We start from the raw sequence: 26,356 nt of genomic DNA on the forward strand, positions 1-26,356 counted from the left end.
CGGCCCACCAAAGGACACGACATGCTTCCAGGACGCTCACGCGCTTCGGTGCTGGTCTTCCTCCTCCCGCCCCTCCTGCTCTACGTGGTGGCGGTCGCGGTGCCGATCGTGCAGTCGCTGGTCCTGAGCTTCTTCTCCTGGGACGGCGTGACCGACCTGCAGGCGGTGGGTGTGGCCAACTACGTGAAGATGTTCACCGCCGACCCCATCTTCTGGCGGGCCTTCGGCAACACGATGGTGTACCTCGCGGTGTGCCTGTTCTTCCAGCTCGGGGTGGCGCTGTTCGTCGCGAACCTGCTCAGCTACGCCGGCCGTGGCAAGGAGGTCGCCAAGACCCTCTACCTGCTGCCGGCGATCATCTCCACCGTCGCCATCGCGTTCCTGTTCCAGCGGATCTACTCCTACGAGCCACCGGGCCTGATCAACCAGCTGCTCGGCGCCGTCGGACTGGGCGACTGGGCCCGACCGTGGCTGTCGGAGGTGGACACGGTGCTGGTTGCGGTCTCCGCACCGGAGGGGTGGCGCTTCACCGGCCTCTACATGCTGATCCTCTACGCCGCGATCCTCGCCGTGCCGAAGGAGCTGGAGGAGGCGGCCCGCCTCGACGGGGCGTCGACCTGGCAGGTCTTCGCCCACGTCCGCTTCCCGTACATCCGCCCGGTGTGGGTGACCACCATGATCATGGCCTCGACCTACAGCCTGCGCGGCTTCGACATCCCCTACCTGCTGACCAACGGCGGGCCGGGCCAGGCGTCCGAGCTCCTGACCACCTACATGTTCAAGACGGCCTTCCGCAGCACCGACTTCGGCTACGCCAGCAGCATCGCGGTGTTCATCGTCGTCGAGTGCATCGTCGCGGTCGGGCTCATCCTGGCCCTGCTCCGAAGGGGGGCGAACGCATGACCGACCTGATCTCCGTGCCGGAGCGGCGCCGTCGCCTGCACCTGGCCAGGACCTTCGCCAGCCTGCTGGTGTTCCTCATCGTCCTCGTGCAGGTCTACCCCCTGCTGTGGCTGTTCGTCACCAGCCTCCGTCCGGCGCAGGAGTTCGCCTCCGGCAACGCCTTCGGACTGCCGGGAGCCCTCACCTGGGACAACTACGCCCGCGCATTCGCCTCGGCGGACCTGTGGCGCTACATCCTCAACAGCTTCGTGGTCACCGCCGTGTCGAGCCTGCTGATCGTGTTGCTGGGGATGATGGCCGCCTACGCGATCAAGGTCCTCGGCTTCCGCGGCAGCCGGGTCGTGATGGGGGCCTTCCTGCTCGGCATCATCGTGCCGGTGCAGATCGCCCTGGTGCCGTTGTTCATCAACTACTCGCGGGTCGGCCTGCTGAACACCTATGAGTCGATGATCATCCCGCTCGTCGGCTTCGCCCTTCCCACCTCGGTCTACCTGTTCATCTCCTTCTTCGACTACATCCCGCGGGAGACCTACGAGGCGGCCGCGCTCGACGGCGCGGGGCCGTTCCGGGTCTTCTTCGAGATCACGATGCCGTTGTCGACGAACACCGTCGTCACCGTGGTGTTCGTCAACGGGATCTTCATCTGGAACGACTTCATCTTCGCGAACACCTTCGTCTTCGAGGAGAACCTCAAGACGATCCCGCTGGGCCTGCAGAACTTCATCGGCGCCATGGGTTCGGTCGACTGGACCGCCACGTTCGCGGCCGTCTGCGTTACCGTGACCCCGCTGCTCCTCGTGTTCCTGGTGATGAATCGCGCGATCATCTACGGTCTCGAGAGCGGCGCGACCAAGGGCTAGGGGTGACGAGGATGCACAGCACGGGTTCCGGCGTCGAGCCGGGCTCCTCCGCTCCGGTCACGCTGCACGACGTGGCCAGGCGGGCGGGGGTCTCGGTCGCGACCGTCTCCTATGTGGCCAACGGGCGGACGAACGTCCGGCTCTCCGATGCCACCCGGAGGCGGGTGCAGGCGGCGATCGACGAGCTCGGCTACCGGCCGAACGCCCTGGCCAAGAACCTGGTCAAGGGGACGTCGACGTTCATCGGCCTCGTCGCGGACGGCGTCGCGACCACCCCGTTCGCCGGACAGATCATCCACGGGGCACAGGACGAGGCCTGGCGGCACGGCTTCGTCCTGCTCGTCGCGAACACCGATGCCGACCTCCAGGTCGAGCGCGAGGCGATCGAGATGATGCTGGAACACCAGGTGCGGGGGATCCTCTACTCCACCTGGTACCACCGGGAGATCTCCGTACCAGCCTCCCTCCTGCAGGCGGAGATGGTCCTGGTCAACTGCTACGCCCCCGGGTCTGCGGCCCGGGCCGTCGTGCCCGACGAGGTGCAGGGCGGACGCACGGCCACCGAGCAGCTTCTGCGCCAGGGTCACCGTCGGGTGGCCTTCGTGAACACCACCTGGGAGTCGCCGGCCCGGACGGGGCGGCTCGCGGGCTACCGGCAGGCGCTCGCTGCGGCCGGTATCGAGTTCGACCCGACGCTGGTGATCGACGCAGAACCCAACCAGGAGGGCGGATACGGCGCCTACGAGCGGTTGAGCAGGCTGGACGCCACAGGTGTCTTCTGCCACAACGACCGCGTGGCGATGGGGTTGTACGACGCCGTCCGGGTGCGTGGGCTCAAGGTTCCCGCCGACCTGGCCATCGTCGGGTTCGACAACCAGGAAGTGATCGCCGCCCACCTGCGCCCGCCGCTCACCACCGTCCAGCTCCCTCACTACGAACTCGGCGCGACGAGCGTCCGCGTCCTCCTCGGCCTCGACCCGGCCCCTCCCGGAGAGATCACCAGGCTCGCCTGCCCGCTGGTGCTGCGCGAGTCCGCAGGGGCGGACGGCTGACGGCAGCCGGTGGGTTCAGCGCCAATCACGCCCCGTTCCCATCTCCCCCTCCCCCTCCGCGCGCAAAGTGGACCGAAACCGCCGACATCGGCGGTTTCGGTCCACTTCGCGGGACGTGAGGGGAGGCGCTCAGGCGAGGCTGCCGCGCAACAGGCTGTCGCCGGAGTGCTGGGGACGGTCGTCGAACTGCTCGCGGGAGATGTCGACGATCACGTAGCCCTGGTCGATCAGGCTGCGGGTCACCCGGAAGTCCTGCTCGGTGGCGTCGCTGGGCAGGACGCCGATCGACACCATCCGCTTGAGGTCGGAGTTGATCAGCCACACCTCGAGGTAGCCGTCGCCCGGGTCGAGCGGCTTCACCTGCACACGCAGGTCGAGGGCGCGGCCGCGGCTGGAGAGCAGTTCCGCCTCGCCGCCGCGGGTACCGGTGTCCAGCGTGTCCAGCTGGGCCTGGGCGATCACCTGCGGCCGCGGCGCGACCAGGTCGGGGACGACCTGTGTGCCGACCACGCCGGCGACCACCCCGACGGCCGCGGCGATCGCGATCCAGCCGAACCTCGGACGCCGCCTCGCGGCGAGCTCGTCCACCCCCGACGATCCGGACTCCGGAGGGGGTGCCGGCGCCGTGGGCACCGCCGGTGACACCGGCACAGCGGCGTCCGTGGCCACCTCGTCGCTGATCGCCCGCCACACCGAGTCCGGAGGTGCGACCAGCTCCTCCCCGGACGACTCGCGGACGAGCGCCAGCGTCTCGGCCAGCTCGGCGATGAACGCCTGGCAGGAGGCGCAACCCTCCGCGTGCGCGGCGTCCTCCGCCCCGACCGGCTCGCCGAGGGCGAGCCTGGCCAGCGTCTCCTCGTCAGGATGCATCGGCTCTCACCCCCCGGATGTTCTCTCTCAACTGCAGCAGACCCCGCCGGATGTGGCTCTTCACCGTACCCAGCGGCAGGTCCAGGCGCCGCGCGATCTCTTCATGCGTCTGCTCCTCGGCGAACGCCAGCTTCAGGATGGTCGCCCTCGGCTCACCCAGGGAGGCCAACGCGTGTGCGACGACGACACGGTCGGTGACCGCGCCGTCCAGGGACGCCGTCGCGGGCTCCGCGGGCTGGGCGGCGACCGCGTGCAGGTTGCGGACGGTTCGTGCGCGTTGTGCCAGCAGGTCGGCGACGGCGTGCCGGGTGATGCCCACCAGCCAGGCCGCGAGCGGTCCCTGGCCGGGATCGAGGTTGTGTCGTCCGCGCCAGGCGGCGACGAACACCTGTTGGGTCACGTCCTCGGCATCGTGGTGGTTGCCCAGCGCGCGCAGCGCCAGGGTGTGGACGAGGCGGGAGTGCCGCTCGTACACCGCCGCCAGCGCGTCGGCGTCCCCGTCGCGCAGGCGGACGGCCAGGTCCTCCTGTGGGAGGGCGCTGTCGCTCGGCACCTCTTCAGCATAGGTGGGACCGGCCCCTCCGGCGAGGGTCGCCGGGAAGGGGCCGGTGCCCACGTCGGTCAGAGGTTCAGCGGACGCAGCACAAGGGTGATGCCGTGCGCGATCTGCTTGTTGCCCTTGTTGATGTCGAGCGCGCGCGGGTTGACCCAGGGGTTGGCGTCGTTGCGGTCGAGGTCCTTCAGCACGATCAGCGGCAGCCACTTGCTCTTCACGTCGACGGTGATCGAGGCACCGGGGAGCGCGGTGGCCAGGGACGCGCCGTCCGCCTTCACCGCGTCCTTCGCGCGGATCGTGGCGCCCGGTACCACGTGGTAGAGCAGGACGCTCTCCACCGCGTCCACGCCGACGGCCGCCACCAGCTGGTCGAACGTCTTCTTCTCGGTGGACGGCCAGCGCCCGGTCAGGTCGTGCACGAGCACCTGGAAGGCGCGGTCGTTGGGGATGAACGCGGTCAGCGGCACCGACCCGTCGGCCAGGACGCCGACCGGGCTGGAGGGCTTGGCGGCCAGGACGGCGAGCACCGCCTCTGTGACGATGTCGTAGTCGTACCAGTTGCGGTCGAAGGTGTTCCCGTCGGAGGTGAGCACCGCGGCGAGGCTGCGCTCGCCGGGCGAGGTCGTGGTGGCACCGGCCGGGGCTGCGGCCAGCCCGGCGGCCAGGATGCCCGTGAGGGCGACGGCGCCCAGTCGGGTCAGCGTGCGTCGAAGCGTCATGGTGTGGTCCCTTCGCTCAGGCTGCACCGGCGTGCAGCTCGACTCCTCTTCGGCGCGAGCGGGCCGTCCGGATGCACCCGATCCGGCGAACCTGCGGTGCCTGCGTAGAACTGCGCACCATGCATCCGTGCGTCCGGCCCGGACGGAAGAAGGGGCAAGCAACACCGACCGAAAGGACCGACCATGAAGAGCATCCTCACCGCTGCCGCGATCATCGGACTGGGCCTCGTGGCCACCGGGTGCACCGCCACCACGCCGGCCGCCCCGTCCCCTTCCGCGCCGGCCACGTCGGCGGCGTCCAGCCCGGCCCCGACGATGAGCGAGTCCGCGGCGCCGGACATCGTCGACACCGCCGTCGCCGCCGGCGACTTCACCACCCTCGCCCAGGCACTGACCGCGGCCGGCCTGGTCGAGACGCTGAAGGGCGAGGGTCCCTTCACCGTCTTCGCTCCCACCGACGAGGCGTTCGCGAAGCTCCCCGACGGTGCCCTCGACGGCCTGCTGAAGGACAAGGAGGCCCTCACCGGCGTCCTGACCTACCACGTGGTGCCCGGCGAGGTCATGGCCGCACAGGTGGCCGGCATGGACGGCCAGAAGGTGACCACGGTGCAGGGTGGCACGTTCACCGTGAACGTGAAGGACGGCAAGGTCAGCCTGACCGACGGCGCCGGCAACACCGTGAACGTGGTCAAGACCGACATCACCGCCAGCAACGGCGTGATCCACGTGATCGACGGGGTGCTCCTGCCCTCCAAGTGAGCGCGCCGCGACACGAGGGGCCGTCCCTTCGGGGGCGGCCCCTTCTGCACGCCCGCCCGACGACGAGAAGTGCAAGCGGTCCACACCCCCGTGCCCGTCCCCGGCTGCGGGCCTGAACGGACGCCCGCCCGGCCCGGCGCCGGGCGCACCTTCGTCCGGTTCGGGCCTTCCCTGGCCCGTGCCCGGCGTAGGGTTCGTCGCACAGCCACACCGGTGACACGCCGCCGGACAGGGCCGGGTGCGGGAGCGCTTCCACACCCGACCGGGGGGAGAACGAACCATGACGCCCGTCGACATCGTCGGCTGGAGCGCGACCGTGCTCGGCACGATCCTCGGCGTCCCCCAGCTCGTCCGGCTGCTGCGCACCCGCAGCGTCGCGGGCCTCTCGCTGATCGCCTGGCAGGCGACGCTGTCGATCAACATCGGCTGGACGGTGCACGGCCTGCTGATCGGCCAGCCCCCGCAGGTCGTCACCAACGTGCTCGCCCTGCTCACGACCGTCCCGATCCTGGTGCTGATGGCCCGCGGGCTCGACCGTCCGGTTGCCGCGACGCTGCTGCCCGGGGCGGTCCTGGGGGTGGCGATGATCGCGATCGACCTGCTGCTGGGCTCTGCGGCGTACGGGGTGGTGGTCACCGTCCCGAGTGTGGTGATCGCCGGCGGCCAGACGGTCGAGCTCGCGCGCGCCCGGGACGTCCGCGGGCTGTCGCCGGTGTTCCTCGTGCTCGGGCTGGTGAACATCACGCTGTGGGAGACGTGGGGGCTCATGGTCGGTGACTCCGGCACCATGATCGCGGTCTCGATCGCGATGGCGATCGGGGTGGTGAACTTCGTCTGGTTCGTCCTCCGCCGACTCGGCCTGCGGGCCCTGTTCCCCAGGGACGAGGACGAGGACGCCGTCCCGCTGCTGCCGGCCGTCGGGGAGTAAGCGGCTTCCGGCCCGGACCTGCCGCGTGGACGCACCGGCGGACCGGCCGTCCGCCCGTGCGACAGTGGGCACGTGCCCCCCGCCGACCGATACCGCGCCGTGGACTCCCCGCGCGCCTGGTTCATGTGGGCGCTGGGGGCGCTCGCCTACGTCGTGGCCGTGATGCAGCGCACCAGCTTCGGGGTGGCGAGCGTCCAGGCGACGGAGAGGTTCTCGGCCGGCGCCTCGCTGGTGAGCCTGTTCGTGGTCGTCCAGCTGCTCACCTACGCCGTGATGCAGGTGCCGGTCGGCGTGCTCGCCGACCGGTTCGGCACCCGCCTGGTGGTGGCCGGCGGCGGCGTGCTGATGTGCCTGGGCCAGCTCGACCTGGCGGTCAGCACCAACGTGGTGTCGGCGATCATCGCCCGCGTCCTGCTGGGCGTCGGGGACGCGATGACGTTCGGCTCGGTGCTGCGGCTGCTGCCGGCCTGGTTCGGGGCCGGACGGATCGCCGTGCTCAACCAGCTGACCAGCATGGTCGGACAGGCCGGGCAGGTGCTGAGCTCCGTCCCGCTGGCAGCCCTGCTCGGGGCGGCCGGCTGGACGGTGGCCTTCACGGCCGCGGCGGCGGTGTCGGCCCTGACCGCTGTGGTCGTCCTCGCGCTGATGCGCAACGCCCCGCCCGGAGTGGTCCCGCCGGTCAGCCCGCCCGACGTGGGCCTGCGGCAGCAGGTGGCCAACGTGCTCCGCGTCCCGGCGTCGCGACTGGGCTTCTGGATCCACTGGATGTGCTCGTTCTGGGTGATGACCTTCACCCTGATGTGGGGCTACCCGTTCCTGATGTCCGGGCTCGGCTACCCGCAGCCGGTCGCCGCGGGCCTGTTCACGGTGATGGTGCTGGCCGGCGTCCCGCTCGGCCCGCTCGTCGGGGTGCTCAGCCGGCGGGCACCCCTCCAGCGGACGAACCTCGCGCTGCTGGTCTCGCTGTCCGTCGCGCTCCCGTGGCTCGCGGTGCTGCTGTGGCCCGGCCCGGCGCCGATCTGGCTGCTGGTCGTGCTGATGGCCGGCCTCGCCGTCGCCGGCCCCGGCTCCTCGGTCGGCTTCGACGTGGCCCGCGCCCACAACCCCCTCCACCAGATCGGCACGGCCAGCGGGCTGGTGATCGTCGGGGGCTTCCTCGCCGCCGTGCTCAACGTGTGGGTGATCGGCGTGGTGCTCGACCTCCTGGGCGGCTACTCCCCGGTGGCGTTCCGGTGGGCGATGGCCACCCAGTTCCTGTTCTGGGGGGTGGGTGTCGCCGGCGCCTACGTGGCGCGGGCCCAGGTGCGGCGGCTGGACGCGGCCCGCGGCGTCCGTCACGAGCGGCTCGCCGTCGTGCTGCGCAGGGAGGTCGCCAACGCGCTCGTGCAGTGGCGGCTGTTCCGCTCCCCGGAGTCGGCCGGACCGGAGCTCGGCGCCCTCGAGCTGGTGGTGGACGACGGGCGCGTGGTGCGGGTGGCCGCCCTCCAGCCCGGCATCGGCGGACGCCTGGTCGCCATCGACGTCCCGCCGCCGGACGCGTCCGCGTCGTGGTGGGACGACCGCGTCCGTGACTACCTCGACCTGGTCGCGACGCCCGACCTGGAGGTGGGCGCGATCGAGGTGCGCTGCCCGGACGCGGACTCCGCGGCGGCCGCCCGCCTCGCCATCGCCGCCGCCCTCCGGGCCCGCCAGGTGGTCCTGCCGGTCGAGGTGAACAGCTGGGCGCGGGGCTGAGGGCCCGCCCGGCCCGACGGCGTCCCCGCCGACCCTGCGCTGGCTAGAGTGCGGGCATGGACGTGGCGTCGCTGCCCTGGGTGCCGGTCGCGGGCTGTCGTGCCCCGACGGTGTGGCGGGAGCACGACGGTATCGGCGTCCTCGACCAGACCCTCCTGCCGTACGAGCGCGCCACCCGCCACCTGTCGAGCGTGGACCAGGTCGCGGAGGCCATCGGGGTGATGCGCGTGCGCGGCGCTCCCCTGATCGGCGCCACGGCCGCCTACGGCGTCGCCATCGCGATGACCGTGGACGCGGGTGACGCGGCGCTCGACGCGGCCGTGGTCCTGCTGGGCGGTACCCGGCCGACCGCCGTCAACCTTCACTGGGCCCTGGAGCGGATGGCCGGGCGGCTCCGCCCCCTCCCTGCGGCGGATCGTCCCGCCGTCGCGTGGGCCGAGGCGGAGGCGATCGCTGACGACGACGCGGCCCTGTGCGCGGCGATCGGACGTCACGGGGTGCCCGTCCTGCGGCGGCTCGCCGAGCAGCGGGGAGGCCCGGTGCGCGTGCTCACCCACTGCAACGCCGGCTGGCTGGCGACATGCGGGATCGGCACAGCGCTGGCGCCGGTCTTCACCGCCGTCGCCGACGGCGTGCCGGTGGAGGTGGTGGTCAGCGAGACCCGCCCGCGCAACCAGGGCCTGCTGACCGCCTGGGAGCTCCGCGAGGCGGGCGTGCCGCACACGCTGGTCGCCGACAACGCCGCCGGGTTCCTGCTCGCCACCGGCGCGGTGGACGTGGTGATCACCGGCGCGGACCGCATCGCCGCCAACGGGGACGCGGCCAACAAGGTCGGCACCTACCTGAAGGCGCTGGCCGCCCACGCCGCGGGCGTGCCGTTCCACGTCGCGGCCCCGTCCTCGACCCTCGACCTCGCCTGCCCCGACGGCGCAGCCATCCCGATCGAGGACCGCGGGCAGGACGAGGTGTGCACCGTCCGCGGCCTCGACGCCACCGGAAGGGTCGCTGAGGTCCGCCTGGCACCGGCGGGGACGCGCACGGCCAATCCCGCGTTCGACGTCACCCCGGCGCACCTGGTCAGCGGCTACATCACCGAGCGCGGGGTGCTCGGCGCCGCCGCCCTGGCCGACGTCTTCGGAAGGAGCGGCCGATGAGCGCCGTGATGGACGCCCGCACGCGCCTGGTCGCCACGTTCCGCGCGATGGCGGATGCGGGCCTGAACCACGGGACGTCCGGCAACGCCAGCGTCCGCCTGGTCGGGGAGGGCACCGCGTTCCTGGTGACCCCGAGCGGCCGACCGGTGGAGACCGTCGCCCCGGAGGACCTCGTGGCGATCCGGGACGGCCACGCCGACGGCGCGCTCGAGCCGTCCTCGGAGTGGCGGCTGCACGCCGACCTGTACGCGGCGTTCCCCGAGGCCGGCGCGGTCCTGCACGCGCACTCGTCCTTCGCCACCGCGCTGGCCTGTCGCCGCCAGGACCTCCCGGCCTTCCACTACCTGCTCGCGCTCTTCGGCGGCACCACGGTGCGCTGCGCCGACTACGCCACGTTCGGCACCCAGGAGCTCTCCGACGCCGCAGTGGCCGCGATGGACGGGCGCCGCGCCTGCCTGCTGGCCAACCACGGCATGGTGGTGCACGGGCGTGACCTCTCCCACGCGCTGCTGCTGGCCGTCCAGCTGGAGACGTTGTGCGAGCAGTACTGGCGCGCCTGCCAGCTGGGCGAGCCCGTGCTCCTCACCGACGCGGAGATGGCCGCGGCGCAGGCGCAGTTCGACCGCTACGCGCGCCTCACCGGGAACCCGGGCTGACCTCAGCCGGCGCGCGGGTGCTGTGCCGGGGGATCCTGCGGGAGCAGCCGGGCCAGCTCACCGACCAGGGCGGCCACGTCCTCGGGGGCGAGCCGAACCGTCGCCACGCAGGTCTGGTCCTGCCACACCGACAGCACGACGCGCTCGGTCTCCGCGTGGCGGGCAATCCGCAGGGTGCGTCCGCTGCGGTCCCGACCGGCCAGCGTCGCACCAACCCTGGGCAGGGGTGACACCGTCACGCTTCCAGCATCGCACCGGGTCCGGGGCCGGGGAAGTGGCCGAAGTGCCCGCCGGCGGGTCAGGCGCCGGGCGGACACGGTCCCCGGTTGGCCCTCACTACCGCGAGGGAGCCCTGGCAGTGCCTCCGGACGTCGTCGCCGGGGAGGTTGGGGCCGTCGCCTATCCTGACGCGCATGCCGTACGCCTACCTGCCAGAGGCCGTTTCGCGGGACGAGGTCGACGCCCTGCCGGGGGCAACGGTGCTCCAGTTCGGAACGGACTGGTGCGGGTACTGCCGTGCGGCCGAGCCGGCGATCGCCTCGGTCCTGGGCGAGGCGGACGGACTGCGCCACGTCCTGGTCGAGGACGGCAAGGGCCGTCCGCTCGGCCGCTCCTACCGCGTGAAGCTGTGGCCGACGCTGATCTTCCTCGCCGACGGCGCGGAGGTCGCCCGGGTGGTGCGGCCCTGGGGTACCGACGAGCTGGCCGAGGCCATGACCCGGCTGCGGGCGGAGACGTCCACGTCCTGAGCCACGCTTCCGCGGGTGAGTCGACGCGGGGGAGTCGATAGGCTCGGGGCGTGTCGAACCTCGTCCTCACCGTCGTCGGCGACGATCGCGCCGGCCTTGTCGCCGCCCTGGCCGATGTCGTCAGCGCGCACGGCGGCAACTGGGAGCACAGCCAGCTCGCCGAGCTCGCCGGAACCTTCGCCGGGATCGTCGTGGTCTCCGTCCCCGACGACCGGCTCGCCGACCTCACCGCTGCCCTCGGCCAGCTCGACGGGCTGCTGAAGGTCACCGCCCACCCCGGGTCGGACGCGCCCGCCGTCCCCGCGCAGAAGGACCTCACCCTGACGGTGCTGGGCAACGACCACCCGGGCATCGTGCGCGACATCTCCGCGGTGCTGAGCCGGCACGGCGCCAGCATCGAGAGCCTCACGAGCGAGAGCAGGGAGGCGCCGATGTCGGGCGGGCGGCTCTTCGAGGCGACCGTGGTGGCTCGGCTCCCGCAGGGCGCCGAGCCGGCCACCATCGCGGCGGACCTCGAGCGCCTGGCCGCGGAGATCCTGGTGGACATCAGCCTCACCGGGGAGTGAGCCGTGACCGGGCTCGCCGGACGCCAGGTCGCGGTCAGCGGCCCCGGTGACGCGACGCCGGAGGAGTGCGCGACCGCCCGGGAGCTGGGGCGGCTGCTCGCCCGGGAGGGCGCCGTCGTCCTCACCGGCGGGCTCGGCGGGGTGATGGCGGCTGCTGCCGAGGGTGCCCGCGAGGCGGGCGGGCTCGCCGTCGGCCTGCTGCCGGGGACGGACCGGGCCGCCGGCTCGCCGGCGCACGGGGTGCTCATCGCCACGGGACTCGGGGAGCTCCGCAACGGGGTGCTGGTGCGCGCCGCCGATGCCGTGGTCGCGGTCGGCGGCAGCTGGGGCACCCTGAGCGAGGTGGCGCTGGCGCTGCGCACCGGACGGCCGCTGGTCCGCATCGGCGGCTGGACGCTGCCGGAGCCGGCCGGTGTGGACGCGCCCGACGCCGGTGCGGCGATCAGCGCGCTGTACGACCTCCTGGGCTGACGCCGCGCCGCGACCGCCCGCGCGGCGGGGGATGGCTACGCTGGGCCGACGCCGCACCGCGGCAACCCGACCCGCCAGTCGCACCCTCAGGAACCGTCATGAGCTCCCCGTCCCGCGCCCTCGTCATCGTGTCCGGTGGCGCCGCCCACAGCCCGTTCACCACGCCGGACGCCGCCTGCCGCGGCGGCCTCCCCGCCGGCACCACCGACACCTTCCTGAGGGAGGGCCTGCTCGCCGCGGGCCACGAGGTGTTCACCGCGCCGGCGCACGTGGGCGCCGGGCAGGCTCTGGCCGACGAGGCCGAACCCGGCTTCAGTGCCCCGCCGGAGGTGCTTCCCGCGGAGGTGACCATCAACTCCGCCGGCACGATCGACGGCGCCGGGCACCACCTGGCGGGCTTCCTCGCGCTGCTGTCGCAGCGCTACGGCTACTCGTCCTTCGACCTCGTCGCGCACTCGATGGGCGGGCTGTTCAGCAGGGCGGCCCTGCGTGTGCTGCGCGACGCGGCGTCCCCGCTCTGTGTCCGCAGCCTGACCACCATCGGCACGCCGTGGACGGGCTCCTTCGCGGCGGAGGTGGAGGCCGGCCAGCGTGATCCCGCCGACCTCGCGGGCGACCCGCGGTTCGCCGCGGTGCTCGCCGGGTTCTCCGCGGAAGCCGCGTCCGCCCCGCGCGACGGCGCCGCGGAGCAGGTGACGAGCGGCTACCTCGCCGGTGCCGACGGGTGGAACGCGCGGCAGGGGGGCCTGCTGGACGGGCTCACCGTCACCCTGGTCGGCGGCGCGGCGTTCACCGCGGACGGCCCGCGCTCGGCCTGGCCGAACGACGGGCTGGTGAGCCTGCGCAGCGCGTTGGCGCAGGACGTCCCCGCGTCCGTGCTGCCCCACCGGGTGACGCACACCTTCGACGACGTCCACTCGTTGTTCTTCGCCGGGCAGTTCGGGCTGCCGGTCGAGCGTGCCCTCACCTGGGATCCCGCCGTCCTCGCGGTCGTGGCGGACGCCGTCGCGCGGGAGGCATAGGTCCGGACAGCCGAACGCCCGCCGTCCGGAGTTCCGGAACGGCGGGCGTCACCACGGTGGTCGCGGTCAGCTCACGTTGAAGATGCTGACCCCTCCGGGGCCGACCAGAAGGCCGACCACGATGAGCACGATGCCCCACAGCATCTGGCCCCTGACGAGGGCGAAGATGCCCGAGATCACGAGGATCGCGGCGAGGATCCACAGAAGGAGTGCCATTGGTGTCGTCCTTTCTTCGGCTTACTTGAACGCGTCCTTGGCCTTCTCGCCGGCCTGCTTGACATCGGCGACGGCCTGCTCGGCCTTGCCCTCGGCCTCGAGGCGCTCGTTGTCGGTGAGCTTGCCCCAGCCTTCCTTGACCTGGCCCTTCACCTTGTCGGCGGTGTTCTCCGCCTTGTCGTCGATACCCATGAGGTTCCTCCTCGTGTCGTCCTGCGCTTTCGAATACTGGGTACCCCGCCCGTCGCCCCCGCAAACCGCGAGAGCCAGGCCCCCGCGCCGAGGGCCAGCCCCCCGCGCCGAGGGCCAGCCTTGACGCCGAGGGCCAGCACCGGTGTGCGAGCCCTCGGACGCAAGGCTGGCCCTCGGGGTTTGCGGGCCAGCCGTGGCGGGCCAGCCGTGGCGGGCCAGCCGGGTGGCGGGCTAGCCGTGGCGGGTCAGCTGGGTCAGCCGGCGAGCGGCTCGCGCTCGGTGAGCGCGTCCCGGGCCCGTCCCAGGCTGCGGCGCAGGATGCGGGACACCTGCATCTGGGAGACGCCGAGGCGCCGTCCGATCTCTGCCTGGGTGCAGCCCTCCTCGAACCGCCACTTCAGCACCATCCGCTCCCGGCGGGTGAGGCCGGACAGCGCGCGCTGCAGCGCGAGCCGGTCGACCAGCTGGTCGGTGTCACCGTCCACCGAGAGGGTGGCACCGAAGCTGGTTCCGGACTCGGAGTCGACCGGCGCGTCCAGCGACCAGGGACGGTAGCTGCCGTCGGCGGTGGTGGCCTCGCGGACGAGGCCCGCGTCCACCCCCAGCTCCTCGACGAGCTCGGCCGTGGTGACGCTGCGGCCCAGCTGCTGTTCGAGTTCCTGGCCCTGGCGGCTGGCCCGGGCCCGCAACTCCTGGATCCGGCGCGGTGGCCGGACCATCCAGCAGTGGTCGCGGAAGTGGCGCTTCAGTTCGCCGGTGATCGTCGGGACGGCGAACGCGACGAAGCTGCGCCCCTCGCCGGGACGGAAGCGGCGGACGGCGAGGAACAGGGCGACCCTGGCCACCTGCACCAGGTCGTCGCGGTCGGCACCCCGGTTCGCGTAACGGTTGGCGAGCGCGTCGCAGAGGCCGAGGTTGGCCTCGACGAGCTCTTCGGTGAGTGACTGCCTCTCGGCGTCGTCGGTGCAGCACTGCAGTCGCCCGAGGAGTTCCTCGGTGCGTGCTTCACGGGTGCGGGTATCAGCAGGGACGCTGGAAGCGGGCGCGAGGCCACGTGCCATCGTCGTCTCCTTTCGGAGCAAGACGTCGGAGTCGGCACGTGGTTTGACCGCTCAGACGCTCCGAATCTGCCAAAGCTGCGGTCTGCGGGTCAAGGCGGGGGTGGCCGGAAGTGGGTCCCGACCGCTCGCCGGAGGGGCGGGAGTAGGCAATTCCGCTCCCCGGCGAGCCGGGATCAGTTGTTGGGGATGGCGCCCTGGGCGTTCTCGAGGTGGGCACGGACGAACCACTGGAACTTCTCCAGCTCGCCGGTGTGTCCGATCAGCAGGTCCTGGGTGACCAGGTCGAGGTCCTCCAGCTCCTCCATCGCGGTGCGGTTGGACTCCACGACGCCGTCGTAGACCTTGTCGAGTTCCTCGAGGTGGGCCTGCACGAGGTCCCGGCCCAGCGGGTAGTCCTCCCAGCTTCGGGTCGCGACGATCGCGCCCGGCGTCCCCTTCGGCGAGGCGCCGAGGGCCGCGATGCGCTCTGCGACCTCGTCGGCGTACAGCCGCACGAGCTCGACCTGCGGGTCGATCATCTCGTGGACGCCGATGAAGTTCGGCCCCACCACGTTCCAGTGCACGTGCTTCAGCGTGAGGTGCAGGTCGCTGTAGCAGACCAGCCTCTCCTGGAGGATCTGGACGACCCGCGACGACTCCTCGCGGGTCAGTCCGGGCAGGGTGAACCGGGTCCTGGCGCTCTTGGCCATGGGTGTGCCTCCTTGGTTGGACGGACGGATACGGCCGTCCCTTACCCCGGGGCGCCGGGCCTCAGACGCCGCTCAGCACCGCCGCCAGCCACACCCCGGCCGCAGCGAGGGCCAGCCCGAGCTCTGCGATCATGCCGAGCCCGGTGGCCTTCAGCCCGACCAGCGCGGACGCCCACGCCCGCCTCGGCTCGCGCAGCCGCGCGTACTCCGCCAGGAACAGCCCGAGCGGGAAGAACAGCAGCAGCCCGACGACGGGAATCACGAAGAAGCCCACGATGCCCGCGATGCCGGCCGCAATGAGGGAGCGTCCCGGTACCCCCGCGGCCCTGGTGTGCCGCGCCTGGATGAACCAGGTGACGAGCGCGCCGGTCGCCAGCAGCGTGGCGCTCGCGGCGAACACGAGCCAGCCGGCGGTGGTGTTGGTCACGGCGGCCCACACCAGCACGCCGGCACCGATCAGGAGAGAGCCGGGCAGCACGGGGACGACGATCCCGACGAGCCCGACCAGCACGGCCAGCCCGACCAGCAACTCCAGCACGATTTCGTCCTCCCGGTGTACGACCCTGTCGAATAGTGTGCCCGGGCGGACCCAACGACCGTCCGTCGTTAGGGTGGTCGGGCGGCGTGACACGCGCCGTCCGACCGTCCAGGAGACCCAGATGAACCCTTCCGTGCGCACGCCCGTGCAGGCCCCCAGCAACGCCGCCTACGCCGCGGCCCGCGCGCTGAGCGACGGCCAGGCCAAGCCGCTCGGGGCGCTCGGCGAGCTCGAGCACCTGGCCGCCTGGGTCTCGTCCTGCCAGGGGGTGTGCCCGCCGCGGCAGCTGGACGACGTGCGCGTGGTCGTCTTCGCCGGAGACCACGGCATCTCCGCGGACGGGGTGTCGGCCTACCCGGCCGCGATCACGCCGGCCATGGTGTACGGCATCGCCGGGGGCCACGCGGGCGTCTCCGCGCTCGCCGCGGCCAACGGGGTGACGGTGTCGATCTACGACATCGCGGTGGCCGTGGACTTCCCCGACCTGCCGGCGGAGATCTCCCGGTTCAAGGTGCGGACGTCCTCCGGTGCGATCCACCTCGCCGACGCGCTCACCCGTGCAGAGGTCGAGCAGGCGATCGCCGCGGGCGACACGATCGCCGCGGAGCAGGTCGCCGCCGGGGCGCAACTGCTGATCTCCGGCGACCTGGGCATCGGCAACACCACGGTGGCGGCGGCGCTGATCGCCGCGTCCCTCGGCGTGCAGCCGGCTGCGGTCACCGGCCGCGGCACCGGCATCGACGAGGGCACGCTCGCGCACAAGACCACCCTGATCGAGGCCGCCCTCGCCCGGGCGGGAGAGCGCGTCGCCGATCCGGTCGAGCGACTCGCCGCCCTCGGCTCGGCCGACTTCGCCGCCGCGGTCGGGTTCATCAGCGGCGCGGCCCGCCGCGGGGTGCCCGTGCTGCTGGACGGGGTGATCGCGGCCGCGGAGGCGCTGGTGGCCGAGGACTACCAGCCCGGGACGAGGGCGTGGCTGCAGGCCGGCCACCGCTCGACGGAGCCGGGCCAGGCGCTCGCGCTGGACCGGCTGGGCCTGCGTCCGCTGGTCGACCTGTCGATGCGGCTCGGCGAGGGCAGTGGCGCAGTGCTCGCCGTCCCGGTGGTGCGTTCGGCGGTGGCGGCCCTGCTGGGGATCGCCCAGCTCTCGGACCTGGCATGAGCCTTCCGGGCCTGCGGCTGGCGGTCGGGTTGCTGACCGTCGTCCCGGTGCGTCCCCCCGACGAGCTGGGACGCCCGCAGGCCCGCGCGGCGATGCTGCTGGCCCCGCTGGCCGTGCTGCCGGTCGCCGCGCTCTCGGCGGCGCTGGGCTGGGCAGCGGTGGCCGTGGGGCTGCCGTCCCCGCTCGCCGGCGTGCTGGTCGTGGCGGCGCTGGCGATGGGCACCCGGGCCATGCACCTCGACGGGCTGGCCGACACCACGGACGGGCTGGGGTCCGGGAAGCCGGCCGGGGCAGCGCTGGAGATCATGCGCCGCGGCGACGTCGGGCCGATGGGCACCGTCTCGCTGGTGCTGGTGCTGCTGGCCCAGGCCCTGGCGGCCGGCACGGTGCTGGAACGCCCGTGGGGATGGCTCCCGCTGCTGGTGGCGGTCTGCGGCGCCCGCGCGGCGCTCGCCCTCGCCTGCCGCCGGTCGGTGCCGGCGGCGCGTCCGGACGGGCTCGGCGCCCTCGTCGCGGGGAGCGTTCCTGCTCCCGCCGTGGTGGCGGTGTGGGTTGTCGTGCCCGCAGCCGGTGCCGGGGCAGCGCACCTGTCCGGGCAACCGTGGTGGATCGCCGCCTGCGCGGCCCTCGCCGCGCTCGGCGCGGCGTGGTGGCTGCTGGCCAGGGCCGTCCGCCGGTTCGGGGGCATCACCGGCGACGTGCTCGGCGCGCTCGTCGAGGTCGCCGCCACCGTCCTGCTGGTCGGCGCGGCGATCGGCTAGCTCCCGGCGCCGCGATCCCCGGCGTAGCGGACGGCGATGCCGGTCAGCACCACGTCGAGGTACTCCTCGAACCGCGCGTCCGGATCCGAGCGCAGATGCGCAGCACCCTCCCTGACCAGGGGCACGTCTGCGGCCGCGACCTCGTCGGTCTCGACCAGCAGCGAGTGGTCGGTGGAGGCGAGCATCTGCTCCTCGATCACGAAGCCGACGACCAGGGCCGTCACGAGCTGGACGGCCGCCGTCCCGTGCTCGGTCGGCAGGCCGGTCTGCGTCCACCGGTCCATCCACTGCTGCTGCGAGCGCAGGATGTCGGGGTCGGTGACGCGGGTGCCGCTGAACGTGCGGGCCCCGTCCCGGTGTGCGAGCAGCTCGCCGCGGATCACCCGGGCGTACCCGGCCAGCCCCTCACGCCAGTCACGCGGCTCTGGCTGCTCGGCGAGCGTGCGCGCCATCCGGCGACGCACCTCCGTGCCCATCTCGTCGAGGATCTCCTGCTTGCTGGACACGTGCCAGTAGAGCGCGGGCGCACGTACGCCCAGCCTCTGGGCGAGGGCGCGCGCCGTCAGCGCGTCGATCCCGTCGGAGTCCAGGAGTTCGAGTGCGGCTTCCACGATTCGTTGGCGGCTGATTCCTTTGGCCACCCCGACACGCTAACACCGCCCCCACCATGTCCAGTGGAGGGTCAGGCGTCCAGGGGCCGTCCGGCGACCATCAGCACCACCCGGTCGCACGCCTGCGCGACCCGCTGGTTGGTGCGTCCGAGGTGGTCGGCGAACAGGCGTCCCGACCGGTACTCCGAGACCAGGCCCCAGCCCACCTCGTTGGTCACCACGACGACGTCGCCGGCGTGGCCGGCGATCGCAGAGACCAGGCCGGAGACCTCCGTGTCGAGCTGTGGCAGCCACGTGGACTCGTCGGCCTCCCACGCCTGCCAGGCGTCGAACAGCCGGGTCAGCCAGGTGCCCAGGCAGTCCACCAGGACGGGTCCCGGAGCGGACGCCACCGTCTCGCCGAGGGCGAGGGTCTCCACCGTCCGCCACGAGGACGGACGCCGCAGCTGGTGCGCGGCCACCCGCGCCGCCCACTCCGCGTCCACCGCGGGGTCGGCGGGATACCCGGGCGTGGCGTAGGTGACCGTCGTCGAGGGGTCGAGCAGCGACTCGGCGTAGCGGGACTTCCCGCTGCGCACCCCTCCGGTGACCAGCACGTGTGCCATGGCCCGAACCCTACTAACGTCAGCGGGGTGTTCGACGACTACGTGTCCACCGGGCGTCTCGCCCCACCCGCCGACGTCCGCCGGATCGTCGACCGGGCCTGGCAGGACGTCCGCACGGTGACCGAGGGGGAGAACTCCGAGGTCTACCCGGCGCTGGCCGTCGCGGACCCCGAGCAGTTCGGGCTGTGCGTGGTGGGCACGGACGGGGAGGTGTTCGAGGCCGGGGACGCGGAGGCCGGCTTTGCCCTGATGAGCGTCGCCAAGCCGTTCACCTTCGCCCTGGTGTGCGCCCACCTCGGCGCCGAGCGCGCGCGCGAGGAGCTCGGTGCCAACGCCACCGGCCAGGCGTTCAACGCGGTCGAGCCGGTGCTCGCCGCGCCCGGGGGGCGCACCAACCCGATGGTGAACGCGGGCGCGATCGCCACCTGCAGCCGGTTGCCGGGCGCGGACGTGGACGCGCAGTGGGAGCACCTGCGGGCGGGGCTGTCGGCCTTCGCAGGCCGGGAACTCCGCGTGGACGACGACCTGTACGCCGGTGTCAGCGCCACCAACTTCCGCAACCGCGAGCTCGCCGCCGCCCTGGAGGCGAAGGGTGCCCTGGCGACCCCTCCGGAGGACGCGCTGGAGCTCTACACCCGGCAGAGCTGCCTGCTGGTCACCGCGCACGACCTTGCCGTGATGGGCGCGACGCTCGCCGACGGCGGCATGAACCCGTTGACCCGCGAGCCGGTGGTCGCGCCCGACCTGGTGCGTCCCGTCCTGGCGGTGATGGCCACCGCCGGCATGTACGAGCGCTCCGGCGACTGGCTGTACGACGTGGGCCTGCCCGGCAAGTCGGGCATCGGGGGCGGCGTGCTCACGGTCTCGCCCGGCAAGGGCGGCCTGGGCAGCTTCTCCCCGCGCCTGGACGAGGCGGGCAACAGCGTCCGCGGGGTGAGGGTGGCCGCGCGCCTGGCCCGCGACCTCGGCCTGGGGCTGTTCGCGTCCCGGCCCGCCTGAGCGGGGAGCGACGGACGGCTCCCCCGCGGGGAGACCCGTCCGCGTCCCCCGTGCGTCAGTAGCCGATCGCCTGAAGGGTGCTCCGGATCGCCGCGGCGGACTTGTTCAGCATGCCGATCTCGTGGGCGTCCATCGGGAACTCGAAGACGCGCTGGATGCCGGCCGGACCGACGAGGCTGGGCACGGACAGCGCGACGCCGGAGACGCCGCGGTAGTCGGTGAGCACGCTCGACAGCGGCCAGATCTTGCGCTGGTCGCCGAGGATCGCCTCGACGAGACGGGCGCCGGCGAGGCCGATCGCGTAGTTCGTGGCGCCCTTGCCCTCGATGATCGAGTAGGCGGCGTGCACGGTGTCGTGGGCGATCGAGGCGAGCACCTCCTCGGAGAACACGCGGTTGCCGTCGAGGTCGGTCCAGTCCCGGATCGGGATCTGCGCGATCGAGGCGGACGACCAGATGGGGAACTCGGTGTCGCCGTGCTCGCCGAACATGGCCGCGTGGACGTTGGACAGCGAGACGCCGGCCCGCTGCGCGATGGCCCAGCGCAGGCGGGACGTGTCGAGCAGCGTGCCGGTCGACAGCACGCGGCTGACCGGCAGCCCGCTCACCTTCTGCGCGACGACGGTGAGCACGTCGCAGGGGTTGGTGACCAGGACGAGGACGGCGTTCGGCGCCTGCTCGAGCAGGTCGGGCACGAGCTTGGTCATGATGCCGGCGTTCACGCCGGCCAGCTCGAGCCGTGTCTGGCCCGGCTTCTGGCGTGCCCCTGCGGTGATCACGATCACCGAGGAGTCCTTGGCGACGCTGATGTCGGCGCCGCCGGTGACCACGGAGGTCGGGGTGAACTGGGTGCCGTGCGAGAGGTCGTGGACCTCGGCCTCGACCTTCTTGGCGTCGATGTCGTACAGCGCGATCTGGCGGGCGGAGCCGCGGATCAGCGATGCGTAGGCGATGGAGGTACCGACCGATCCCGCCCCGACGACGGTGAGCTTCGAGTTGGCGAGGTTCAGGCTTTCCAGGGACGCAGCTGTCATGCCGCCAGCCTATCGAGCGGGCGCCCCTGCCGTTCCCTCGGGCAGGACGACGAGAGAGCGCACCAGGCGCTCCAGCCCTGTGCGCCAGGCGTCCTCCCAGTCGGTGCGTCCGCTGAGGATCGCGTCCAGGCGCGTGTGCTCGCAGTAGGCGTCGAGGGTGAGCATGAGTTCGTCGATGGGCAGCAGCAGCCGTGCCCGCTGGCGCCGGAGGGCGTCCGCGAGGGCGGCGATCGCGAGCTGGACGGCCTCCTGCTCGACCGCGCGGAGGGCCGAGCGGAACGACGGGTTGCGGAACGCGTACAGCCGCAGCTCTGTGCGCACGAGAACCCAGTTGTCGTCGAGGGTGTTGCCGATGTCGAGGACGGCGACGACCTTCGCGATGATCTCGTCGAGGGAGTGCGCGCTGACCGGTGCGTCCGGGATCATCGCCAGCGCGCGGCGGGTGGTGGCGAGCAGCTGCTCACCGCGCTGGTGGACGATCTCCAGGCAGAGGTCCTCCTTGGACTCGAAGTTGCTGTAGAACGCGCCGCGGGTGAAGCCCGCGCGCTCGCAGATCTCCTCGACGCTCGACCCAGCGATGCCCTTCTCGGCGAACAGGGCGGCGGCGGCGACGACCAGCCGGTCGCGGGTCTGCTGCCGCCGGTTGCTCACCACGGTGCTGCTCACTCCCACCTCCGCGTTCGTCGCGTCCTGCCGTGTTTGGATACATCACTGTATCGGATACAGTTCTGTATCGCACGTCGTCAACAGGAGGAGTTGGGGTGTCGTCGTTCCTGTATCGGATCGGCCGGGCGAGCTTTCGCCGTCGGGGCCGGGTGCTGGCCGGCTGGCTCGTCGTGCTCGCCCTCCTGGGCCTGCTGGCGGCCACCGTCGGTGGCAAGTACGACGACTCGTTCAAGATCCCGGGCGCGGAGTCGACCATCGCGCTCGACCAGCTGCGGGTGACCTTCCCTGAGGCGGCGGACGCCACGGCGACCGTGCTGATCACCGCGCCGGAGGGCTCCCGGATGGACGACCCGCACGTGAAGGCCGCGGTGAAGCAGTGGACGCGGGACCTCGAGGCCCTGCCCTACGTCAACGGCGTCATCGGCCCCTACAACGAGCACATCGACGGCCTGATCAGCGAGGACGGCCGCAGCGGGCGGGCGACCGTCCGCGTGCAGGGCACCACGTCCACCTTCAGCGACGCCCAGCGCGAGGAACTCACCGAGACAGCCCAGAGCCTGCACGGCAGCCTTCCGGGGTCCCGCGTGCTCGTCGGCGGTGAGGTGTTCTCGATCCACCTGCCGCGGCTCAGCGTGGTCGAGGGCCTCGGCCTGGTCGTCGCGCTCGTCGTGCTGCTGGTCACCCTCGGCTCCTTCGTCGCCTCCATGCTGCCCATCGCGACGGCGATCGCCGGCGTCGTGGCGGGTGTGATGATCGTCCAGGTCGGCGCAGGCGTGATCGAGGTGAGCTCGACCACGCTGATCCTGGCGATCATGCTCGGGCTGGCCGTCGGCATCGACTACGCGCTGTTCATCCTCTCCCGCCACCGCGACCAGCTCGCCGGGGGCATGGACGTGGAGGAGTCCGCCGCCCGCTCGATCGGCACCGCCGGGTCCGCGGTGGTCTTCGCCGGGCTCACGGTCGTGATCGCCCTCGTCGGCCTGAGCATCTCCGGGGTGCCGTTCCTGGCGGTCATGGGCATCTTCGCCGCGGTCACCGTGGCCGTCGAGGTGCTGCTCGCCCTCACCCTGCTGCCCGCCCTGATGGGCTACGTCGGCGAGCGGCTGCGCCCGGGCCGGCGCCGGAAGGCCGCGCCGGTGGACGCGGGGGGTGCGCCGCCGGAGGCCGCCGCGGCCACGCCCACGACGCCGGCCGCGCCGCGGTTCAACGCGTCCGCCTGGTGGGTCGGGGTGGTCACCCGGTGGCCGGTGGTCACCATCGTCGTCGTCCTGGTCGGCCTCGGCGCCCTCGCGCTGCCCACCAAGGACCTCTATCTCGCGCTGCCGACCTCGGGACGGTCACTGCCCGGCACCCAGGACCGCGAGACCTTCGACGAGATCAGCCGCATCTTCGGCGTCGGCTACAACGGCCCGCTGATCGTCACCGGCTCGATCGTGGAGTCCGACGAGCCGCTCGACATCATGGACTGCCTCAAGGCCGACATCGAGGCCATGCCCGGGGTGGAGATGGTGGCCGCGTCCACGCCCAACAGCAACGCCGACACCGGCATGGTGCAGATCGTGCCCACCACCGGCCCGGACGACCCGGCCACCGCCGACCTCGTGCAGCGCCTGCGCGACCGCCACGGCCACTGGAAGGAGGCCTGTGACATCGACACCGCGATCACCGGCTTCACCGCGGTCCAGATCGACGTCACCAACCGGCTGCGCGACGCCCTGCTGCCGTTCGGCATCTTCGTGGTCGGGCTGTCGCTGGTGCTGCTGACCATGGTGTTCCGGTCGGTGTGGGTGCCGCTGAAGGCCGCGCTCGGCTACCTGCTCAGCGTCGGCGGCGCGTTCGGCGCCACCACCCTGGTCTTCAACCAGGGCTGGTTCAAGGAGGTCATCAACCTGCCGGAGGCCGGACCGGTGATCAGCTTCCTGCCGATCATCATGATGGGCCTGCTGTTCGGCCTGGCCATGGACTACGAGGTCTTCCTCGTCTCCCGGATGCGCGAGGAGTTCGTGCACGGCAACACCGAGCGGTCGGTCGAGGACGGCTTCGTCCACTCGGCCAAGGTGGTCGTCGCGGCGGCCCTGATCATGTTCAGCGTGTTCGCCTTCTTCGTGCCGAACGGCGAGGGCGCGATCAAGCCGATCGCCTTCGCGCTGGCCGTGGGCGTGGCGCTGGACGCGTTCGTGGTGCGGATGACGCTGGTGCCCGCGGTGATGAAGCTGCTCGGCCGCCACGCCTGGTGGCTGCCGTCCTGGCTGGACAAGCGGCTGCCGGTGCTCGACATCGAGGGCGAGTCGTTGACCCGCCAGGTGCACCTGGCCGACTGGCCGGTCCCCGGCGACACCGCTGCCGTGGTCGGCGAGGGACTCACCGCCGTCGCGGGCGGACGGACCCTGTTCGCCGACGTCGCCGTGCGCGTCGAACCCGGCGAGGTCCTGGTGATCGAGGGCGAGCACGCCCAGCGCCGTGCCCTCGTGCTGGCGATCGCCGGACGGGTGAAGCTGACCGGCGGGAACCTCAAGGTGCTCGGCCATGTGCTGCCGGAGGAGTCGCCCGTGCTGCGCGCGCAGGCGCCGCTGCTGGGGCCGTCGGTCGCGCACTTCGGGCGGGTCCTGAAGGGCCGGTCCGGCGGGCTGGTCTGCGTCGACAGCGCCGACGAGCTCTCCGACGTCCAGGACCGCTCGCTGCACCGCGCGCTGGCCGCGTCCGCCGAGGCCGCCGAACCCACGACCTGGGTGCTCGGCGCGATGCCCGGCTCCGATCTCGAGGCCCGGCTGCCGGTAGCCCACCGGGTGCTGAGGCTGGCGTCCCACCACGCCCTGGAAGGAGCGACCCGATGAACGTCGAACAGCTGAACTCGCGGCCCGCGCGCTGGTACACCCTCGCCGGGCTGGTGGTGGTGCCGCTGCTCGTTGCCGGCGGCTTCCTGTTCGCCGGGGTGAACGCCGGCGACCGTCTGCACACCGTCAAGGCCGCCGTGGTGAATCTCGACGAGCCGGTCACAATCGACGGCCAGTACACGCCGCTGGGGCGCCAGCTCACCGCGAACCTCGTCGACTCCCAGCGCACGGAGAACCTCACCTGGGTGCTCGACAGCGAGGAGAACGCCCGGGCCGGCATCGCGACCGGCAGCTACGCCGCGATGGTGGTGATCCCGGAGAACTTCTCCGCAGCGGCCACGTCGTTCTCGAAGGACGCCGACGAGGCGGAGCAGGCGACGATCGAGGTGACCACCTCGCCGGTCGCCGGCGTCGCCGACGCCACGCTGGGACGCCTGGTCGCCAGCGAGGCGGCCGCCATGCTCAACTCCACGCTCACCGAGAGCTACCTCGACCAGATCTACATCGGCTTCAACGACCTCGGCAAGCAGTTCGTCACCCTCGCCGACGGGTCGGACCAGCTCGCCGACGGTGCCGCGCAACTCGCCGACGGTGTCGGCCAGGCCGCGGACGGGGCAGGGAAGCTGGGCACCGGCAGCCGGCAGCTGGCCGACGGCCTGGGCACCATGAAGACCCAGACCGCGACCCTGCCCAAGGACATCCGCAAGCTCGCCAACGGCGTGGCCGACTACGTCGACGGCGTCGACCAGCTCGTCACCCAGTCGGCGCAGGGCCAGCAGGCGATCATCGCGAACCTCGGCCAGATGGCCGACCAGTTCGGGAACCTCGCCGCGAACGCCCAGCTCGTGCAGGGCGCCACGGCCGCCGCAGAGCAGGCCGCGTCAGCGCAGGTGCCCTGCCCGACGTTCTCGGCCGATCCGGCCACCCAGGCCGCGATGTGCCAGGCGTTCGAGGGCGGGCGCAGCGCCGGCGCGAGCGTCGGTGCTGCCGTGGGCGTCGGCGCGGCCGGCCAGGCGGCCGCGCAGGGCGTCACCCAGTTCCAGCAGGGGCTGGAGGCGGCGGCGAGCGACCCGGACACCGCCGCGCAACTCGCCCAGCTGACCAAGGGCGGCGCCAAGCTCGCCAAAGGCACCGGAGACCTCGCCGACCAGATGCCCAAGCTGGTCAGCGGCATCGCGCAGAGCGCGGACGGGGCCGACCAGCTCGCCACCGGCGTGGAACAGCTCGGCGCCGGCCTCGTGGACGCGCACGCGGGCAGCACCCAGCTCGCCGACGGCCTGCGCGAGATGGCCGACGGCATCGCCGACGGCAAGGACAAGCTGCCGCACTACTCGGCGTCCGACCGGGAGAACCTGTCCACCGTGGTCGCCTCGCCGATCGACACCGGCGCGCTCAGCGGGCTCGCCGACCCGAACGTGGGCTGGATCAGCCTGGTGCTGGTGCTCGCCCTGTGGCTGGGGGCACTGGCCACCTACGCGATGGTGAAGGCGGTGGGCGCGGGGCTGCTCAACTCCGCAGAGCCGACAGCCCTGCTGATCGGTCGCGCACTCCTGCCGGGCCTGGTCGTGGTGGGCGCCCAGGCGGTGCTGGTCGCCGCCCTCGCCCGGTTCGGGCTCGACATGTCGCCGCAGGAGTGGCTGGCGGTCACCGGCGTGCTGTTGCTCGCGGGCGCCACGTTCGTGGTGGTCAACCACGCGCTCGTCGCCTGGCTGGGCGGCCTGGGACGGCTGCTGTCGGTGCTGTTCGCGGTGCTGACGACCGCGTCCGCCCTGACGGCTGCGGCGCCCGCGGTGTTCGCCGCGCTGCGTCCGTTCTCGCCGCTCACCCCGGCCCTGGACGCGGTCCGCGCCATCCTCACCGGCTCGGCGGGCGTCTCGATCTCGACCCTGACGCTCGTCGGCTGGCTGCTGATCGCGCTCACCGCGAGTGCGGTGGCGATCGCCCGTCGCCGGACCACCACCCTTGCCGCCGTCCTCGCCGGCGCCTGAGG

General features: G+C 72.6%; 30 protein-coding genes. 17 read left to right on the top strand and 13 right to left on the bottom strand.

The features are described from left to right. Positions 1–21 precede the first annotated feature (21 nt). From ACFQQJ_RS11665 to ACFQQJ_RS11675, 3 genes are read left to right on the top strand one after another with little or no spacing between them, the layout of a single operon-like run. A complete protein-coding gene (locus ACFQQJ_RS11665; RefSeq protein WP_377106668.1) occupies positions 22–903 on the top strand; it encodes a carbohydrate ABC transporter permease in 882 nt (293 codons plus the stop codon). After that, entirely contained in the window at positions 900–1,763 is an 864-nt protein-coding gene (locus tag ACFQQJ_RS11670) for a carbohydrate ABC transporter permease (protein WP_377106670.1), read from the top strand. The genes ACFQQJ_RS11665 and ACFQQJ_RS11670 overlap by 4 nt, the downstream gene beginning before the upstream one ends. An 11-nt stretch (positions 1,764–1,774) precedes the next feature. Continuing rightward, entirely contained in the window at positions 1,775–2,815 is a 1,041-nt protein-coding gene (locus tag ACFQQJ_RS11675; protein ID WP_377106672.1) for a LacI family DNA-binding transcriptional regulator, read from the top strand. Positions 2,816–2,944: 129 nt separating this feature from the next. On the opposite strand, the gene ACFQQJ_RS11680 is transcribed toward ACFQQJ_RS11675, so the two are convergent. The 3 genes from ACFQQJ_RS11680 to ACFQQJ_RS11690 form a co-directional block, all read right to left on the bottom strand. Continuing rightward, the gene (locus tag ACFQQJ_RS11680; RefSeq protein ID WP_377106674.1) at positions 2,945–3,685 is read right to left on the bottom strand and encodes an anti-sigma factor; all 741 of its coding nucleotides are present in this window, start codon (positions 3,683–3,685) and stop codon (positions 2,945–2,947) included. Continuing rightward, positions 3,675–4,238, bottom strand: coding sequence for an RNA polymerase sigma factor (locus ACFQQJ_RS11685; protein WP_377106675.1), 564 nt, complete (start codon positions 4,236–4,238; stop codon positions 3,675–3,677). The genes ACFQQJ_RS11680 and ACFQQJ_RS11685 overlap by 11 nt, the downstream gene beginning before the upstream one ends. A 68-nt stretch (positions 4,239–4,306) precedes the next feature. Continuing rightward, the gene (locus tag ACFQQJ_RS11690) at positions 4,307–4,960 is read right to left on the bottom strand and encodes a fasciclin domain-containing protein (protein WP_377106677.1); all 654 of its coding nucleotides are present in this window, start codon (positions 4,958–4,960) and stop codon (positions 4,307–4,309) included. 183 nt (positions 4,961–5,143) lie between these two features. Here ACFQQJ_RS11690 and ACFQQJ_RS11695 point away from each other — a divergent pair, with 183 nt between their 5' ends. The 5 genes from ACFQQJ_RS11695 (at position 5,144) to ACFQQJ_RS11715 (ending at position 10,191) form a co-directional block, all read left to right on the top strand. Further along, positions 5,144–5,719: a fasciclin domain-containing protein gene (locus ACFQQJ_RS11695; protein ID WP_377106679.1), complete on the top strand. Its 576-nt coding sequence runs from the start codon at positions 5,144–5,146 to the stop codon at positions 5,717–5,719. 280 nt (positions 5,720–5,999) lie between these two features. Beyond that, positions 6,000–6,647: a SemiSWEET family sugar transporter gene (locus ACFQQJ_RS11700; protein ID WP_377106680.1), complete on the top strand. Its 648-nt coding sequence runs from the start codon at positions 6,000–6,002 to the stop codon at positions 6,645–6,647. Positions 6,648–6,719: 72 nt separating this feature from the next. After that, a complete protein-coding gene (locus ACFQQJ_RS11705; RefSeq protein WP_377106682.1) occupies positions 6,720–8,381 on the top strand; it encodes a nitrate/nitrite transporter in 1,662 nt (553 codons plus the stop codon). Positions 8,382–8,437: 56 nt separating this feature from the next. Next, positions 8,438–9,535 carry an S-methyl-5-thioribose-1-phosphate isomerase gene (gene mtnA, locus ACFQQJ_RS11710; protein WP_377106684.1) on the top strand — a complete coding sequence of 366 codons (1,098 nt, stop codon included), beginning with the start codon at positions 8,438–8,440 and terminating at the stop codon, positions 9,533–9,535. Then, positions 9,532–10,191, top strand: a complete 660-nt coding sequence (locus tag ACFQQJ_RS11715) for a class II aldolase/adducin family protein (RefSeq protein WP_377106686.1) — start codon at positions 9,532–9,534, stop codon at positions 10,189–10,191. Before mtnA ends, ACFQQJ_RS11715 begins: the two co-directional genes overlap by 4 nt. 2 nt (positions 10,192–10,193) lie before the next feature. Here ACFQQJ_RS11715 and ACFQQJ_RS11720 read toward each other — a convergent pair whose 3' ends face one another. Further along, complete coding sequence (locus ACFQQJ_RS11720; protein ID WP_377106687.1) at positions 10,194–10,430, bottom strand: hypothetical protein; 237 nt, start codon at positions 10,428–10,430, stop codon at positions 10,194–10,196. Between the two features lie 174 nt (positions 10,431–10,604). On the opposite strand from ACFQQJ_RS11720, the gene ACFQQJ_RS11725 reads away from it, so the two are divergent. The 4 genes from ACFQQJ_RS11725 (at position 10,605) to ACFQQJ_RS11740 (ending at position 12,999) form a co-directional block, all read left to right on the top strand. Further along, complete coding sequence (locus ACFQQJ_RS11725; protein ID WP_377106688.1) at positions 10,605–10,940, top strand: thioredoxin family protein; 336 nt, start codon at positions 10,605–10,607, stop codon at positions 10,938–10,940. Positions 10,941–10,990: 50 nt separating this feature from the next. Next, positions 10,991–11,506, top strand: coding sequence for a glycine cleavage system protein R (locus ACFQQJ_RS11730; protein ID WP_377106690.1), 516 nt, complete (start codon positions 10,991–10,993; stop codon positions 11,504–11,506). A 3-nt stretch (positions 11,507–11,509) separates the two neighbouring features. Beyond that, positions 11,510–11,977, top strand: coding sequence for a TIGR00725 family protein (locus ACFQQJ_RS11735; protein ID WP_377106691.1), 468 nt, complete (start codon positions 11,510–11,512; stop codon positions 11,975–11,977). 98 nt (positions 11,978–12,075) lie between these two features. Further along, positions 12,076–12,999 (top strand): esterase/lipase family protein, encoded by a 924-nt coding sequence (locus ACFQQJ_RS11740; RefSeq protein WP_377106693.1) that lies wholly within the window; start codon positions 12,076–12,078, stop codon positions 12,997–12,999. A gap of 66 nt (positions 13,000–13,065) precedes the next feature. Here ACFQQJ_RS11740 and ACFQQJ_RS11745 read toward each other — a convergent pair whose 3' ends face one another. The 5 genes from ACFQQJ_RS11745 to ACFQQJ_RS11765 form a co-directional block, all read right to left on the bottom strand. Next, positions 13,066–13,215: a GPGG-motif small membrane protein gene (locus ACFQQJ_RS11745; protein ID WP_377106695.1), complete on the bottom strand. Its 150-nt coding sequence runs from the start codon at positions 13,213–13,215 to the stop codon at positions 13,066–13,068. Between the two features lie 21 nt (positions 13,216–13,236). Further along, the gene (locus ACFQQJ_RS11750; protein ID WP_377106697.1) at positions 13,237–13,407 is read right to left on the bottom strand and encodes a CsbD family protein; all 171 of its coding nucleotides are present in this window, start codon (positions 13,405–13,407) and stop codon (positions 13,237–13,239) included. Between the two features lie 254 nt (positions 13,408–13,661). Further along, positions 13,662–14,468 (bottom strand): sigma-70 family RNA polymerase sigma factor, encoded by an 807-nt coding sequence (locus ACFQQJ_RS11755; RefSeq protein ID WP_377106699.1) that lies wholly within the window; start codon positions 14,466–14,468, stop codon positions 13,662–13,664. 173 nt (positions 14,469–14,641) lie between these two features. Next, positions 14,642–15,157, bottom strand: coding sequence for a Dps family protein (locus tag ACFQQJ_RS11760; protein ID WP_377106701.1), 516 nt, complete (start codon positions 15,155–15,157; stop codon positions 14,642–14,644). A 61-nt stretch (positions 15,158–15,218) separates the two neighbouring features. Next, positions 15,219–15,695, bottom strand: a complete 477-nt coding sequence (locus ACFQQJ_RS11765; protein WP_377106703.1) for a DUF456 domain-containing protein — start codon at positions 15,693–15,695, stop codon at positions 15,219–15,221. A 121-nt stretch (positions 15,696–15,816) separates the two neighbouring features. Between ACFQQJ_RS11765 and cobT the strand changes: the two genes are divergently transcribed. Both cobT and ACFQQJ_RS11775 read left to right on the top strand, forming a co-directional pair. Further along, entirely contained in the window at positions 15,817–16,857 is a 1,041-nt protein-coding gene (gene cobT, locus ACFQQJ_RS11770; protein ID WP_377106705.1) for a nicotinate-nucleotide--dimethylbenzimidazole phosphoribosyltransferase, read from the top strand. Continuing rightward, on the top strand, positions 16,854–17,618 hold the full coding sequence (locus ACFQQJ_RS11775; protein WP_377106707.1) for an adenosylcobinamide-GDP ribazoletransferase: 765 nt from the start codon (positions 16,854–16,856) through the stop codon (positions 17,616–17,618). Before cobT ends, ACFQQJ_RS11775 begins: the two co-directional genes overlap by 4 nt. Here ACFQQJ_RS11775 and ACFQQJ_RS11780 read toward each other — a convergent pair. Together ACFQQJ_RS11780 and ACFQQJ_RS11785 are read right to left on the bottom strand one after the other, a co-directional pair. Continuing rightward, entirely contained in the window at positions 17,615–18,259 is a 645-nt protein-coding gene (locus ACFQQJ_RS11780; protein ID WP_377106708.1) for a TetR/AcrR family transcriptional regulator C-terminal domain-containing protein, read from the bottom strand. The genes ACFQQJ_RS11775 and ACFQQJ_RS11780 overlap by 4 nt on opposite strands. 41 nt (positions 18,260–18,300) lie before the next feature. After that, entirely contained in the window at positions 18,301–18,834 is a 534-nt protein-coding gene (locus ACFQQJ_RS11785; protein WP_377106710.1) for a bifunctional adenosylcobinamide kinase/adenosylcobinamide-phosphate guanylyltransferase, read from the bottom strand. A gap of 27 nt (positions 18,835–18,861) precedes the next feature. On the opposite strand from ACFQQJ_RS11785, the gene glsA reads away from it, so the two are divergent. Beyond that, positions 18,862–19,833: a glutaminase A gene (gene glsA, locus ACFQQJ_RS11790; RefSeq protein ID WP_377106711.1), complete on the top strand. Its 972-nt coding sequence runs from the start codon at positions 18,862–18,864 to the stop codon at positions 19,831–19,833. Positions 19,834–19,888: 55 nt separating this feature from the next. Here the strand turns inward: glsA and ACFQQJ_RS11795 are convergent, their stop codons facing one another. Then, positions 19,889–20,866: an L-lactate dehydrogenase gene (locus tag ACFQQJ_RS11795; RefSeq protein ID WP_377106712.1), complete on the bottom strand. Its 978-nt coding sequence runs from the start codon at positions 20,864–20,866 to the stop codon at positions 19,889–19,891. Between the two features lie 9 nt (positions 20,867–20,875). Next, positions 20,876–21,532 (bottom strand): TetR/AcrR family transcriptional regulator, encoded by a 657-nt coding sequence (locus tag ACFQQJ_RS11800; protein ID WP_377106713.1) that lies wholly within the window; start codon positions 21,530–21,532, stop codon positions 20,876–20,878. A gap of 95 nt (positions 21,533–21,627) precedes the next feature. Between ACFQQJ_RS11800 and ACFQQJ_RS11805 the strand changes: the two genes are divergently transcribed. Beyond that, positions 21,628–24,366, top strand: coding sequence for an MMPL family transporter (locus tag ACFQQJ_RS11805; protein ID WP_377106715.1), 2,739 nt, complete (start codon positions 21,628–21,630; stop codon positions 24,364–24,366). After that, positions 24,363–26,354: a YhgE/Pip family protein gene (locus ACFQQJ_RS11810; RefSeq protein ID WP_377106717.1), complete on the top strand. Its 1,992-nt coding sequence runs from the start codon at positions 24,363–24,365 to the stop codon at positions 26,352–26,354. Before ACFQQJ_RS11805 ends, ACFQQJ_RS11810 begins: the two co-directional genes overlap by 4 nt. The last annotated feature ends 2 nt before the right edge of the window (positions 26,355–26,356 follow it).

Source organism: Propionicimonas sp. T2.31MG-18 (assembly GCF_964266745.1).
In the GTDB taxonomy this organism is placed as follows: Bacteria; Actinomycetota; Actinomycetes; order Propionibacteriales; family Propionibacteriaceae; genus Propionicimonas.